Below are 14,118 nucleotides of genomic sequence, written 5' to 3'. Positions count from 1 at the left end.
ATGGCGAAGCAAATTACGAAGTAATTGACAAAGCAATCTCAGGAATTTGTTATTATTTCATGAGATTACCACGCTCTTTACGTTCGCTCGCAATGACGGTTTTAGTTTTTAACGCAAATAACATCAGTACATTATGTTTTGCCAAACAAAATAACTAATTGTTACAACAATAAATGATACTATATACAAAGCATAATTAAAAACATATCCTGTTTGTATTTTGCCGGTAAGAACGCTAAAGCAATTAACGACTCGTGAAAAACCGTTTGGTCCAAAACGATCGATTATTTGCTGATCGCCAAGATAAAATAAAGAAGCTAAACAGTTAATAGGTTTCACAATTAAGCAATTATATATTTCATCGAAGTAATATTTATTGCGTAATATGTTGGAAATTAATACAAGGGGTGTCATCCCGCGGCTTGACTGCAGGATCCAGGCGTTTTTAATATTTTTACTGGATTTCCGCGTTTGCGGGCATGACATAACAATACTTGACTTATATAAGTAAATCCCAGTAACAATCCCCACTATACCGACTGCCATAGGTAGGAGCTTAATATATAAAGGCGGGTGGCTAATTAGTAATTTATAAATATGTAAATTAAATAGGCTTGCATGGAAATAACCGTTTGGTTTGTCCATAGCAAGTAAATAATAGCCGATCATACCGCTAAAAAAGCTCCCGGCGACAAGTAATATAAGTGGATTATTCATTACTTTAGCCGGTTCGTGAGCATGCTCAAAAACATCTTTTTCTAGCTTAGTTTTGCCATGAAATACCAACATAATAATCTTCATTGAATAAATAGCGGTAAGTATTGCTGCTGCTATTCCAAAAATAAACATAAACGAGCCGCTACTATAAGCCGCTTCTAAAATCGAGTCTTTAGAGTAAAATCCTGCCAAAGGATAAATCCCTATTAGTGCAAGTGAGCCGATTAAGAAGTTGCCATAAGTTACCGGCATTTTATTTCTTAAATCACCCATTTTAAAAATATCCTGCTCGTGAACGGCATGTATTACGTTGCCGGCTGATAAGAATAATAAGGCCTTAAAAAAGGCATGAGTTACTAAGTGAAATATTCCGCTATTATAGGCAGATACTCCGCACGCCATGAACATATAACCAAGCTGACTGCAAGTTGAGTAAGCAATAATCTTCTTGATATCGCTGTGCATAATAGCAATGCTTGCAGCAAAAAGACAAGTAACACCGCCGATAATCGTAATAAATTGTAGAATTAAAGGGCTATATTCAAATAAATACGAGCAGCGTGCTACTAAGAATACTCCTGCCGTTACCATGGTTGCTGCATGAATAAGTGCAGATACCGGAGTCGGTCCTTCCATCGCATCAGGAAGCCATACATGTAAACCGATCTGTGCAGATTTACCCATACAACCGATGAATAATAATAAACAAATAATGTCTAGAATGGAAAAATGTAAAAATATTTTTATATTAGATAATAATTCTGCAGATGACAATACATCTTTGTAATTTGCTGAGCCACAATAAACAATAATTGTCATTATGCCTAAGATAAAAGCAAAATCGCTGGCTCTATTTATTATAAAAGCTTTAATCGCTGCTTTATTGGCTGATTCTTTTGAATACCAAAAACCTATTAGTAAATATGAGCAAATGCCGACGCCCTCCCAACCGAAAAATAACTGTAAGAAATTATCGCTAGATACTAGCATTAACATAAAAAAAGTGAATAAAGAAAGAAAAGACAAGAAGCGTATAATCCCCTTATCTTCGGCCATATAGCCAAGCGAGTAGATATGCACGATGCTTGACACCCATGTTACGGCTATAAACATTATGCTAGTTAGCTGATCGATATAAATCGACCAATTTACTTTAAAATTTCCAACCTCAATCCATGGTAATAATTTAATATGGATTATATTCCCGTTTAAGCCTGCATCGCAAAATATTATTAATGAGAATAAGGCAGATAAAGATAAAAAGCTGGTTGCAATTACTTGCGCTAATTTTTTGTCTATTACCCTTACGAATAACCCGTTTATTATGCTAGATGCAAGCGGTAACATGATGACCATTATGCAAATATTTTGATACATCATTATCCCCACATCTGATTAATGTCGGTAATTTCAATGGAGCCTTTATTACGGAAATATATTAGTAATATTGCAAGCCCGATTGAGGTTTCGGCAGCTGCTACGGTTAAGATTATAATACTAAAAATTTGTCCCGATAATTCTTGCATATATACGGAAAATGCAACAAAATTTATGTTAACTGCAAGCAGCATTAACTCAATAGACATTAATATATTGATAATATTTTTGCGATGCATAAATAATCCAAACATTCCGATAGTAAAAACTAAGCTGCTTAAGATTAAATAATGATTAAGCGAAATATATTCATTCATATTTAATATTCTCAACACCTTTATTTAGAATAGGTTTTGTCATTAATACGGTATTTTCTTTATTGTGACGTAGTTGTTTTGATATATCTTGACGTTTTACTCCCTCACGCTTCTTTAGTGTTAACGTAATACATGCAATCATAGCAACAAATAATATAAGGCCCGCCATTTGAAACGGTAGCATAAAGTCTGTGTAGAGTACGCCTCCTATTGCTTTAGTATTTGAGATATTATTTGTTATGGTAAACGATACATTGGAGTTGAAATTAATATTTTTAGTACCAAGTAAAATAATTATTACTAAATCGGCAAACATAATCAAAGCTATTAAAATACTTAAAGCTAGATTTGCTTTTAGCTGCGTTATTGTCTTATTAAAATGCATATCTAGCATCATTATCACAAATAAGAATAATACTGCTACAGCTCCAACATAAATCACTATCAGCATCATAGCTAAAAATTCTGCTCCAAGCAAAATCATAAGCCCTGCACCGTTGATAAATGCAAAAATTAACCATAATACCGAATATACGGAATTTTTGCTTAAGACAACGCATACGCTACTGATAGTTATTAATGTTGCAAATAAATAAAAAAATATAGGCATGGTGTTTATATAGGTTGTGTCTTATCTCTATTTTATCCTCGTAAAACTCGTTTTACAACATTAGGTTCTTTCTCAATAATCTTAAGAAGTAATTTTGCAGCTCCGGTAGGTAATCTTCTGCCTTGTTCCCAGTTTCTTAAAGTTGCAACACTCACTCCAAATGTTGTAGCAAATTGTTGTTGTGTTAATTTTAACTTATCTCTTGCTTCATGCACGTCTATATTAGATAATTTTATATCATGTTTATTTGCTTTTAATTTTCCTTTAGTGTATAAAACAGCCTCTTGCATTCCAATTAATATACTTTTATCGGTTTGATTAGTATTTTTATGATTTATTTTTGCCGCGTCCGACATATAATTTTCCAATTCTTCAGTTAGTTTTTTTAATTCATTACAACTATTATAATTAATATTTTCCATCTTACTTTTTATAAAACCGGTTATTAAAAATACCGGCATATTTTCATTGTAGTAAAAATAAATTATTCTTATACTGCCACTTTTACCTTTATTATTACTACTTAAAGTAAATCATAACTTTCTTCTTATACCTCCAGTGCCTTTTATTATATCACCTTGGTGAGGATTAGCAGCAATGTAATGTATTATTTTAAAGCATTCTTTTTCATTTAAATTATTCTTAGCGAATTTTTGAAACTCTGGAAGCTCAACAACTGAAATCAGTTTTTTACTCATAATAATTATACGCCATTGGCGTAGGAGAATCAATAAATAATTTTTGTTTAGTATCATGGATACTGTGGCAAGACCACGGTATGACAGAGTGTAAATTGGCTACACCAACAAAGCATTAGAAGAAAATTTCTTGATCATCGGAATAAATAAGCTTTCTAGTTCTTTGCGTATTTCTTCCTTGTTTTCTACTTTTTGACCGTCTTTACTTAAAGTTAGCTCGCCTTTTTCTACATGACCAAGTACAGCCTCAATTATTGCTTTTTTATCATGTTTACCATCCATATATCTAAGTGCAAACTTCTCAAAGAAATTAACGCCGATCGGTTCATGTTTTAAATTTGTAACCCACATAGAAGGTGTATGGGTTGCTTGATGTATCACCATTTTTGTTGTTTTAGGCTTATCAAGCTCAGGGTTATTTCGATGCTTCTGATTTGTAATACTAATATAACCTTGTAGTACTAGCTTCATTGCATTATTTAAAAGCTCAGCTTTGATTTCGTTTAATTTAGTATTATGTAGCTTTTTATTAGCTTCAGTGGTTATTTTCTCAAAGCTTAACGGGTTATTTAGATTTTCGCTGAAAGTGTATAAAATAGCTTTCATATAAGGCGAACTAGTTGTTAAGTTAGAGTCTTGATTGCCGTTTAAGAAGAATTTTAAATTTTCGGAAGCATTATTAAGATCTACTTCTTTGAGTGGTTTTTCAGGCACTATATTAAAGATTATATTAAATTTCGTTATATCATCATTGTTAATATTTCTATTAATTTTCACATCACTATGACATAGTAAAGTGGTTCTAAAACGACGATTCGTAATGAAATCCATATATTGTTCGGTTCTAACTATATCGTTTACCGCTTTTAACTGCTCTACTACTTTTGGCGGCATATTACCGAGATACATAGTCGAAAGATTACAATCGGCTAAATATTGTAAATTGTGCTTTCTTGCTTCATTCATAAATTCATGGAAGTAGAATTGAGCATTTTCTTCTTCTAGATGATCATGACGTAAATAATGATCGGTTTGTTTAGCAAGTAGCCCTGCTTCGGTTTTTAATGCTTCTGCATAAGGAGTTTTAGAGTTTTCTAAGCTATCCTTAACAAATTCTAGTAACAATCTAGATTGAGCTATTCTATCCCGTACATTTGCAAATGAGCTAGAATGATACATCATCATATCTCTAATAGTACGGACCATATTCCAGCCAGGGAGGGTATTATAGCTAATATATGCTATTCCGTTTGGACTAAGATTTTTATTACAAACTTCAAAAATTTTATCTCTAACGGTTTTTGGTACCCAAGAAATTACACCATGGCAAATTATATAATCAAACTTACCGAAAGAATCGTTAATATCAGTTATCGAACAATGATGGAACTCTATATTTTTTAATCCTAGTGCTTTAACATTTTTATTTGCTTCGTCAATTTGTACCTTAGACAAATCAACCCCAACAAAATAAGCTTTTGGATAAAGAACTGCATGTGGTATTAAATTACCGCCTGCTGCACAACCAAGCTCTAATATTTTTGCATTCTCGACTTCAGGAGCATTTACACCGAAAAGAGTTGCAAGTGTACTTAAGTGATAAGGATGTGTAAAAGCATATGGGTAGCTTTCATAAGGTATTTCATCATAAGTGTTATGATCTGAAACCGCACTGTTAACAACGGATTGTACGGAATGTGTTTTTTTTGCCATCTTATCATGACTGTTAGGGGTAGAAGAAGAGTTAGTAGCTTTTGGAGACATATTTTTCCCTTACGTAGTTGAATTATTCGTGTCATCCCAGGGGATGATGACATTGTAGCTTTCATATAAATATTTCACAGAATTATTAAAATGGCAATCTATAAGTAAATCCTATGCCAAATTCTCCAACGGCTATAGTTTTTTTGATAGGATTTGTTGGCACGAATTGCCCTGTTTTCATATCAAGCGTATCATAATTAATTCTTACTCTATATGCCGTTTGTAATTTTGCAGTTGCATCAATACTGAAATTTGAAGTTACATCTTGTGAAATTCCAAGACCTGCTTGCCAAGCAACACAATTTTTATGAGTTTTTCTTACTTTAAAATAATCGCTATTTATAACACTCCACCTAGAAGAGGTAGGCTTAACTTTTACTTGTGCTATTCCACCTCCAAGTATTATAAAAGGTGTGAAAGTTTTTATTTTTTCTAAATCATAAATAAGATTTAGCATATATATATTTGATAATACGGTAGTATTACCTGGGGTTTTAGGAATAGTGAGACCATTACTTAAATTTTGCTGAGGTAATACGTAATGCAGACTATATTTAGGTTGATAAGTTGCTGAGAACTCAATAGCTATCTGTGGATATATTATATAGCCTATTTTTCCACTATACATACTTGATTTTTTTAAAATTATTTCGGTATTTGAGTGTTTATGTCGGAATTTACTAACGACTGGTTCAACTATTCCGCCTTCTACTCCTATATAGAACCCTGTTTCTTTTGCGAAAGCAATGTTATTAAAAATGATGATAGTAATAAACAATAATTTTAGTAATTTAGTCATTATAATTGCTTAAAAAATAAAAAAATATTATATACCCCCTTTATTAATGGTCAATCATATTTTTCCTAATTATGGAAGCAATTATACCAAATAGTAATAAAGTAATAGTCACAGTGAACGCAACATATTCCGGAATCGCTATATAATGATGAATAAATATTTTAAAGCTGATAAATATTAAAATTAAAGCCAAAGAATATTTTATATAACTGAAACGTTCTACAATTTCTGCTAAACAAAAGAATAACGCTCTAAGCCCTAAAATAGCAAAAATATTTGAAGTATAAATTATATAAACATCATTAGTAATTGCGAATATTGCCGGTATACTATCTATAGCAAAGACTAAATCTATTGCTTCTATCAGTACTAGAGATATAAAAAGGGGGGTGCAATATAGTTTGTTATTACGTTTAACAACAAATTTATCTCCTTCAAGGTTAGGGGTAATATTTAGATTTTTTATTATTGACTTGTAAATATAAGAATTCTGTATATCAAAAGTTTTATGTGATACATAGAAAGTTTTTATACCTGTAGCAATAAGTATTACGGCAAAAATATATAATAACCAGGCAAATTTATTTATAAGAATAATACCGCTGTAAATCATTACAGCTCTGAATATTATTACGCCTATTATACCGAAAAATAAAACACGATGTTGATATTGCCAGGGAATTTTAAAAAATTGGAAAATAATAGAGATAACAAAAATATTATCAAGTGACATAGCTTTCTCAATGAGAAAGCAAGTATAATATTCACGAGCATGATCTGCCCCCGTATTATAGTAAACATAGATACTGAATAAACAAGCTATTACAATATAGAAAAGACTAAAAAGTACGCTTTCTTTAAAGCTCATTATGGTATTTTTTTTGTGTATTATTCCCAAATCGAGAATCAGTAAAGCAGCGATTACCGTATAAAAAATAATCCAACTCATTTATTTATCTCTTCATTTTATATTGCATGTGGAAATATAGTCCTCCCTCAAACATAACTCTTAGCTGGAATCTTATAGTATTTTCTCCTGGTTTTAAATAGCGCTTTATATCAATCGGTAAATTTTTAGCTTGTAATGTTTGATCTTGGTCATTTCCATTGTTACAGTACCTTTTCTCATCTAGAGAATCAATGTTAGTAGGGAAGCTAAGTAACTTTGTGCCGTTGACATATATTAATGTGCAATCATTATACCATAAATCTTTTACTTCAAAATACTCAATATCGTCCATTATTGCATCTAAAGTTACTTTGAATTCTACAGTATGCAATATTGTATTGTCTGGTTTATTTGTTGCAGCTATAAGTGCTCCATCCTTTGGAAATGCCATAATGCTCCCATGTGGTACCGGTTTTTTGTTGAAGATATAGTCACCTATTTTAGTTACCGGATTATAAGGGGTCTCAAGTAATTGGTCTGATGGAAAGTCGTTATAACCAACTTTTATGGGGAATCCTTTAAATTTTCTACAGCCGACATTGTGGCCTAAAGGTTCAAACTCGACAACCTTTCTATCAAAATATGATAAACAATGGCGTTCTAAAGGTTTATTAGGATCAATAGGTCTCCAATTCGTCGGGCATTTTCCTTTTGCAAGTTCTCCTATATCGCTTTCAGGCCATTCTGCATTACCATGATTGTTACCAGAAGGAGCTTTCTCTGTGCTAGGAATTTTAGCACAAGTAGGTACTAATATAGGAGCACAAAGATTTAGCTCTTGCCAAGTTTTATCTCTTACATCCTCAGTATCAGCGTTATATGTCGGCTCAGGAGGAGTATTGTTATCTCCTTTTGTATATGTCACTGTATAATATTTTGAAGGATCTACCGGTACTAATATTGGTCCTATGTTGGGTTTCGGCTCGATTCTATCTGTATAATTCCTACTTAAAACACATATTGGAGTATTAGCCTTATCGTTATTGGTATAGCATTTACTCGGAATCTTATTTATATTGCAAGTATAAATTGTAATACCTCTTCCTGGACCTGACACTGTTTCTTCTAGAGTACAGCGCGTTAGATCTATATCTTTTTTACATAAGCCAAGATTTGGATATTTAACGTTATATTTTTTTTTAAAATCTTTACAACTTATAGTATCGTTGTTGTTGAGTTTAGCAAGTACACAATTTGTTGAGTCATGATTGTAACCGGGCATAGGTGATCCATCAGGTAAAGTAGGACGCAGCATAGGGGTACAATGTTGGAAATTTTTCGGCATCAAGCAGGCATGCGTTCCACCTTGGATATATTTACCGTTTATATATTCTAAATATTTTAAATATACCGCACTTGAGTCAGGATTTCCATTACTATCATAAGGTACTTTATCGTCTTTATATTTACCGTGAATAGTCAACTGATTTAGAGTATTCTCTCCTGAAAACGGCATAGCAATATATTTATCTTCCTTTGGATCTTTAGGTATAAACGCAACGGAAGAACTATACTTATAACCGGCAAGCATTACTATGCTTTCTGTGTCAGTAGGGTTGGGAGGTGGAGGTCCGGCGTATGCTAACGGCGTTACAAGAGTGCTTGTTTCATCTATGATATTGTCGCCTTCTCTTACTTGTACTGACGCAATGAATTGTGGTTTATAATAAGCATCGTTGGGATTGCTATTATTAGTACAGGTAATTCCGGCATATTGCTTTGCACATTCATAAGTAGCTAAACTGTAAGAATGATTTACTCGCGGTACACAATCTATTAAATTACCGGACTCAAATAAGCAAATATTATTAGGATTTTGCTTATCGTCTTCGGTATTACTAATAGAGACATAAAGCTTTCTATCTTCACCGTTGTTGTCTTTTAAGATGACATCTGTCTTTATAGGCATTAAGCTAGTTATATCTTGCTTTTGTACCTTAGGAAATTTTACGCTTACATCCTTAAATTCGCCGATATTAACTCCCCACACTTTTTGACAGGTAGTTGAATTAGAACTTGGACAGTCCGGTATATCGCTTATGTAGTAATCGCTGGGTGTTTCTACATTTCCAATTTTCTGCGAATATACTATTCTAAATCCCTCATTACAACCGTTAGCCGTAACACTACATGGCGTAGAAATTTCTGTATTAATACATGGAGTGTTGCCTGAAGTATTCTTACACGATTTAATTAAATCTTTAAAAGCCGTATTAGTATGAGTAATTTTTGCTGAAGAAAAATCTATATTACGTGGTTCTACACAAGTTTTGAGGTCAGAGCGAGAACGCGTGCAAAGCGGAACAAGATTGCTAAAGCTAACACGTATGGTATTATTAACAATATTGTTTTTAACATTAATATTAGATGGCACTACACAAGCCGGATTAGTAGACGATTGGTCAAACTGGCCGCTTGCATCTTTTATGCTACATACATTATGAGCACTCGCATTAGTGGTAATATAATCTAAATTTGGACAATATGGTGGTGGAAAAGGCCCTAAAGGTAATTGTACACAACCAAAAGAATAGCTATCTACAGAACCGTTTAATGACCCAAGTGCTTCAATAATTTTTATTATTAAAGTAGGAAAAAAATTAAAAATCTCTCCTATTGCATTAAGTATTGATTGAAGTACTTTTATAAATTCTGAATTTTGATCTACCATACCAAGAAGCTGCCCTAATAAACTTGGTAAACTTACTCCTTTTATCGTTTCAACTAAAAATTTTAATACTTTTGCAATAGGGCTAAGTTCGTTAGTGTGATGAAGAGGTTGACGATTAGGATTCCAGTCCATCGGATCAAGATGTACACCGGAATCTGAAACAAGGTTAACAAGTCCAGGATCGCTATAAGCACAAAGTTTAGGAGGTTTTAAAGTAATTATTTTTCCGTCTATACCGATTATCTTATTATCAGTTTCTGTATAACCGACTTTATTGAGATGTACTCCATCGGTATAACCTGGATCTGCAGGGGAAGGTTGGGCATTTATCCCGGGAGGTGGAGGCATATCTGGTACGGCAACTCTAGCACAGACTCTAGTTAGAGGTATACCGTAACCTGTAGGCCATACTACACATTCTCCATCCCAATTTAAAGTAGAGTTTTGGTGCCAACAAGCTATGGCATTACAGCTTTGAATTCTAATACGAATTTTTGGAGTAAAGTAACTACTATCAGGGGCTTCTTCTGCACATCTATTGAGTAAAAAACCGATAAATATACCTGGGTAATCAAATTTTAATAAACAAGTATCATTATTACGACCGTCGCTTTTATTCCAAGGAGGACATAATGTGCCTGGTTTAAAAGGTCCTCTTGGTTTTGCATTGATGCCTCCATCCTTATTCCAAATTTCCGTTCTCTCACTTTGACCACAATTACATGGATCGCTAAGACAAGTGACTATATCATCCCAAATAGATGCATATACATTAAATGAGAAAAATGAAAATAAGAAAAATAGTAAATATTTTTTTAACACTTTGAGTATTCTTTATGCTCGTTGTTTTTATAGTTCATAATAAATTATTGTCATCCCACGAGTTTGTAGCGGGATCCAGTCCTTTTTAATTTTTTTTGGATCCCATAATAAATCACAGGATGACAGAGTGAAATATTAGTCCGTATTTAACTCATTGTATAGGTAATTAACCCAATTATCCGGAGGACCTTGGTGTTGTTCAAGTATTTTTTTATAAATATCCATTTCCTCCTGTCTGCTTGATAAAATACGGACAACTCCTATTAAAGCGGCAATACTTAATTCAGAAGCTATCGATTCATTATCCTTACTAATTAAGAACATTCTTGCAGAAAGTATTAGCTGTGATAATTTTCGTATTTCCGGCTTGCTTAAACCTAAAATTTTATCTAAATCTTCTATTTTAACGTCAGACGGTAGAATAATTTTAGTATTAATTAAATCAAGCCAAGGTTTTATAGTATATTTTGGATATGACTTAAGATAAATAAAATTGAAATTACTGACGAAAATACCGTTATTTTGAGACAAATTATTATAGATTAAATTTAGATTATCATAATAAATCTCAGGTCTGTAAAGTTGATCAAAATTATCGGCAGCAAATATTTTAGGTTTTGTGCCAACTAGACTTAAATGATAAGTAAAAGCATAAATTACTGCTGCACTAATACTTTGGTGTTTCTGTAAATTATTATTAAATTGTTCTAAAAATTTTCTCTCCGTCGGGTAAAATTGTTTAGAAAACGGCTCATCAGAAAGTTTATATAAATTAAACCCTATAACTTTCCCTTCTTCAATGTTAAGAGACGATCCGTCAAATAATCCGGAATATAATTGTTCTTCGGTAAAAACTTTAAGTTTATCAAGTATTTGTATTCCTCCTTCCTCCTTAAAATCTTCTAATTTTAAAATATCGGAAAAAATACGTTTTTCTTTTTCAATTGATAAAATTTTATTTTTTAATTTCTCTAGAAAGGATATCTCTATTTCGCTAAGAGGTGAAATATAATGACCACTGATTAATTTTAAAAATTCTAAAATAAATGCTTGTGATTTTTCTGTATCATCTACTAAAAATGGATTGATAATTTGTTTGTCCGGTTCTAACCATTTGCCTTCTATTGCCTCGATAAAAATTTTAGCATCATTATTATTAGAGATATAAATTATTGTTGGATCGTATTTAGTCGATTCTGATATTAAAAAGTTCAATAATACGGTTTTGCCGGTTTTCCCCGTACCAAAGATGCAAGTATTACCTTTATTCGTTTTATCATGAAAATTCATGAAATATGGAGTACCTTTCTCGGTTCGCAGTAAAGTTATAGCCTTACCCCAAGGATTATATTGATTACCGAGTGTAGTATTATGAAGAGCGGTAAGAGAAGCAATATGCTCTACGGATAATGGCGACATTCTACGTATAAAGGCAAAGTTAGCAGGTAATTGCGACCAAAATATTGGCTCAATATTAATATCTTCTTTTACATGAATAATACCAAGTTTAAAAAGTTCGGTTGATGCTTTAGCTACGGCTGCATCTAGTTTATTTTCATCTTCTTCTATAACGGCAATTGAAATTTGCTGATTACAAAATTGAAAATCTAAATTAGCTGCCTTAAGCTTATTAATCCCTTTGTGATTAAGTAAAGTTGAGTCGTTAGTAATTTTTAGAATATAATCTTGACCACGCAATTTGGATATTACTTGTTTTTTGCTAACAAAGTAAAATATTTCAGTTATTATTAATTCAATCGGTAACTGTAAAAATTTATCCAGTGTATTAGAAGGAGTTTCATGATATTCTTTTATAGATAGTAAAGAAACGAATTTATTATTTTTCTCATGATCCGTAACTACCATTTTATCGCTGCTAATTGTATAAATACTTCTACCTATTGCATCGGATAAATCTATTATAGGTACCAAACAATCATTATTATTAAGGTTAGCTATGCGATTATATAAAAATAAAGGATTAGAAAAAACATTATCATTTTCAAATATTATACCGAGTTTTTCAGCACCGAATTCGTTTAAATCATTTAAAATATTATTAGTGATATTGTCTAATTTTTGAAAAGCTGAATCTAAGTAGTTATTTTCAAAATTAGTAATTAATTTATTAGATAAAGAATTTATTAAAGAGTTAAAATTTGTGATGTTAACTTTAGCAGAATCATGTACTATAGATATATATAAAGTATTAACGAATTTATCATTCCAATGGTTTTTTCTTTGCCATAAAGTATGAATATTTGCCGGTAATAATTTTTTGTAAGGAGTTGAATCGTCTAAGTTTTGTTTTTCTCGTATTGTATGTAGCCAAAAAGCAAAATCATAATCGGTTATATTCTTTTTTATAGAAACTCTAACCATTTCACGTAAATTTTGTATGTTATCGCTTATTTTCTTTGAGGTAATGCCGTGTATTTTGATAATTTGTAGTAATTTACCGTCTTTGGTAAGTAAAGTATTTTCATTATAATGACATGCTATAGGTATAAAATTAGGAGCATTATAATTATATATATCTTTGTCAAATTTTTGTAAACCGCTAAACACAAATAACCTGTATTTAAATTATCGTTTTGTATACTAGTTCAACTTGAAAAATTGGCTACGTCATCTTTGTAAGTCCTCGGATGCTCACGTATTAAGTATACACTCCGCCCCTCGGCTTACAGACTCCTTGCTCTTTTCCAAGTTGAACTTCGTATAATAACTCTTCATTTCACAGGAGTATATACTAATGAACTTTGCCTGCGTGGATGCTAGAGGCGTTATTGCGAGCAGTCGTAGGTCTCTACTCGATGTCATTCCCGCGAAAGCGGGAATGACATAAGAGCCATGCAACAAAGCCAATTTAACAACAACTAGAAACTTTATATTTAATAAACAATTATTCACTATAGGCAATGATTTTTTGTAATCCTCCCATGTAATTTATCAAGACATCCGGTATAGTTATTGATCCATCTTCATTCTGATAATTTTCAAGTATTGCAACCATAGTTCTTCCAATAGGTAATCCTGAAGCATTTAAAGTATGAACTAAGGTAGTTTCGTTACTGCCGAATTCTTTATATCTTGCTTTCATTCTACGTGCTTGAAAATCTCCACAATTAGAACAGCTAGCAATTTCGCGATATTGCTTTTGTCCCGGAAGCCATACTTCTATATCATAGGTTTTTTTTGCTGCAAATCCCATATCTCCGGTGCAAAGTAACATAACACGATAAGGAAGATTCAGTTTTTGTAAAATAGTCTCTGATGCATTAGTTATATATTCATGCTCATTTGTTGATTCTTCAGGGGTAGTAATAGATACTAGCTCAACTTTACCAAACTGATGTAATCTAATCATACCTCTTGTATCTCTACCGCTACT

At 32.2% G+C, this 14,118-nt stretch carries 12 protein-coding genes; all 12 read right to left on the bottom strand.

The window, feature by feature from the left end; all coding sequences use genetic code 11:
- Positions 1-123: 123 nt before the first annotated feature.
- Positions 124-2,097 carry an NADH-quinone oxidoreductase subunit L gene (gene nuoL / locus BG75_RS06410; protein ID WP_062811824.1) on the bottom strand — a complete coding sequence of 658 codons (1,974 nt, stop codon included), beginning with the start codon at positions 2,095-2,097 and terminating at the stop codon, positions 124-126.
- Complete coding sequence (gene nuoK / locus BG75_RS06405) at positions 2,097-2,411, bottom strand: NADH-quinone oxidoreductase subunit NuoK (protein ID WP_012151334.1); 315 nt, start codon at positions 2,409-2,411, stop codon at positions 2,097-2,099. The genes nuoL and nuoK overlap by 1 nt, the downstream gene beginning before the upstream one ends.
- Entirely contained in the window at positions 2,404-3,021 is a 618-nt protein-coding gene (locus BG75_RS06400; RefSeq protein WP_062811823.1) for an NADH-quinone oxidoreductase subunit J, read from the bottom strand. Before BG75_RS06400 ends, nuoK begins: the two co-directional genes overlap by 8 nt.
- Before the next feature lie 32 nt (positions 3,022-3,053).
- Complete coding sequence (locus BG75_RS09155; protein ID WP_217284890.1) at positions 3,054-3,482, bottom strand: helix-turn-helix domain-containing protein; 429 nt, start codon at positions 3,480-3,482, stop codon at positions 3,054-3,056.
- A 72-nt stretch (positions 3,483-3,554) separates the two neighbouring features.
- Positions 3,555-3,776, bottom strand: a complete 222-nt coding sequence (locus BG75_RS09150; RefSeq protein WP_084777254.1) for a hypothetical protein — start codon at positions 3,774-3,776, stop codon at positions 3,555-3,557.
- Between the two features lie 42 nt (positions 3,777-3,818).
- Positions 3,819-5,483, bottom strand: coding sequence for a methyltransferase regulatory domain-containing protein (locus BG75_RS06390; RefSeq protein WP_062811822.1), 1,665 nt, complete (start codon positions 5,481-5,483; stop codon positions 3,819-3,821).
- An 85-nt stretch (positions 5,484-5,568) separates the two neighbouring features.
- Positions 5,569-6,282: an outer membrane protein gene (locus BG75_RS06385; RefSeq protein WP_062811821.1), complete on the bottom strand. Its 714-nt coding sequence runs from the start codon at positions 6,280-6,282 to the stop codon at positions 5,569-5,571.
- A gap of 43 nt (positions 6,283-6,325) precedes the next feature.
- Positions 6,326-7,231: a TerC/Alx family metal homeostasis membrane protein gene (locus BG75_RS06380; RefSeq protein ID WP_062811820.1), complete on the bottom strand. Its 906-nt coding sequence runs from the start codon at positions 7,229-7,231 to the stop codon at positions 6,326-6,328.
- Positions 7,232-7,235: 4 nt separating this feature from the next.
- Positions 7,236-10,724 (bottom strand): hypothetical protein, encoded by a 3,489-nt coding sequence (locus BG75_RS06375; RefSeq protein ID WP_062811819.1) that lies wholly within the window; start codon positions 10,722-10,724, stop codon positions 7,236-7,238.
- 135 nt (positions 10,725-10,859) lie between these two features.
- Positions 10,860-13,292, bottom strand: a complete 2,433-nt coding sequence (locus tag BG75_RS06370; protein ID WP_062811818.1) for a VirB4 family type IV secretion/conjugal transfer ATPase — start codon at positions 13,290-13,292, stop codon at positions 10,860-10,862.
- Positions 13,293-13,376: 84 nt separating this feature from the next.
- Positions 13,377-13,592 (bottom strand): palindromic element RPE5 domain-containing protein, encoded by a 216-nt coding sequence (locus BG75_RS10760; protein WP_084777270.1) that lies wholly within the window; start codon positions 13,590-13,592, stop codon positions 13,377-13,379.
- 37 nt (positions 13,593-13,629) lie between these two features.
- The coding region (locus BG75_RS10225) for an aminoacyl--tRNA ligase-related protein (RefSeq protein ID WP_305140742.1) at positions 13,630-14,118 on the bottom strand (489 nt) is incomplete at its 5' end.

Source organism: Rickettsia endosymbiont of Proechinophthirus fluctus (assembly GCF_001602635.1).
Taxonomy (GTDB): Bacteria; Pseudomonadota; Alphaproteobacteria; order Rickettsiales; family Rickettsiaceae; genus Rickettsia; species Rickettsia rickettsii.
This window is presented reverse-complemented; position numbering and strand designations above follow the sequence as displayed.

Excerpts from the sequence above, each read along its gene's own strand:
- nuoL (WP_062811824.1), bottom strand. The coding sequence starts at position 2,097 with ATGATGTATCAAAATATTTGCATAATGGTCATCATGTTACCGCTTGCA.
- nuoK (WP_012151334.1), bottom strand. The coding sequence starts at position 2,411 with ATGAATGAATATATTTCGCTTAATCATTATTTAATCTTAAGCAGCTTA.
- BG75_RS06400 (WP_062811823.1), bottom strand. The coding sequence starts at position 3,021 with ATGCCTATATTTTTTTATTTATTTGCAACATTAATAACTATCAGTAGC.
- BG75_RS09155 (WP_217284890.1), bottom strand. The coding sequence starts at position 3,482 with ATGCCGGTATTTTTAATAACCGGTTTTATAAAAAGTAAGATGGAAAAT.
- BG75_RS09150 (WP_084777254.1), bottom strand. The coding sequence starts at position 3,776 with ATGATACTAAACAAAAATTATTTATTGATTCTCCTACGCCAATGGCGT.
- BG75_RS06390 (WP_062811822.1), bottom strand. The coding sequence starts at position 5,483 with ATGTCTCCAAAAGCTACTAACTCTTCTTCTACCCCTAACAGTCATGAT.
- BG75_RS06385 (WP_062811821.1), bottom strand. The coding sequence starts at position 6,282 with ATGACTAAATTACTAAAATTATTGTTTATTACTATCATCATTTTTAAT.
- BG75_RS06380 (WP_062811820.1), bottom strand. The coding sequence starts at position 7,231 with ATGAGTTGGATTATTTTTTATACGGTAATCGCTGCTTTACTGATTCTC.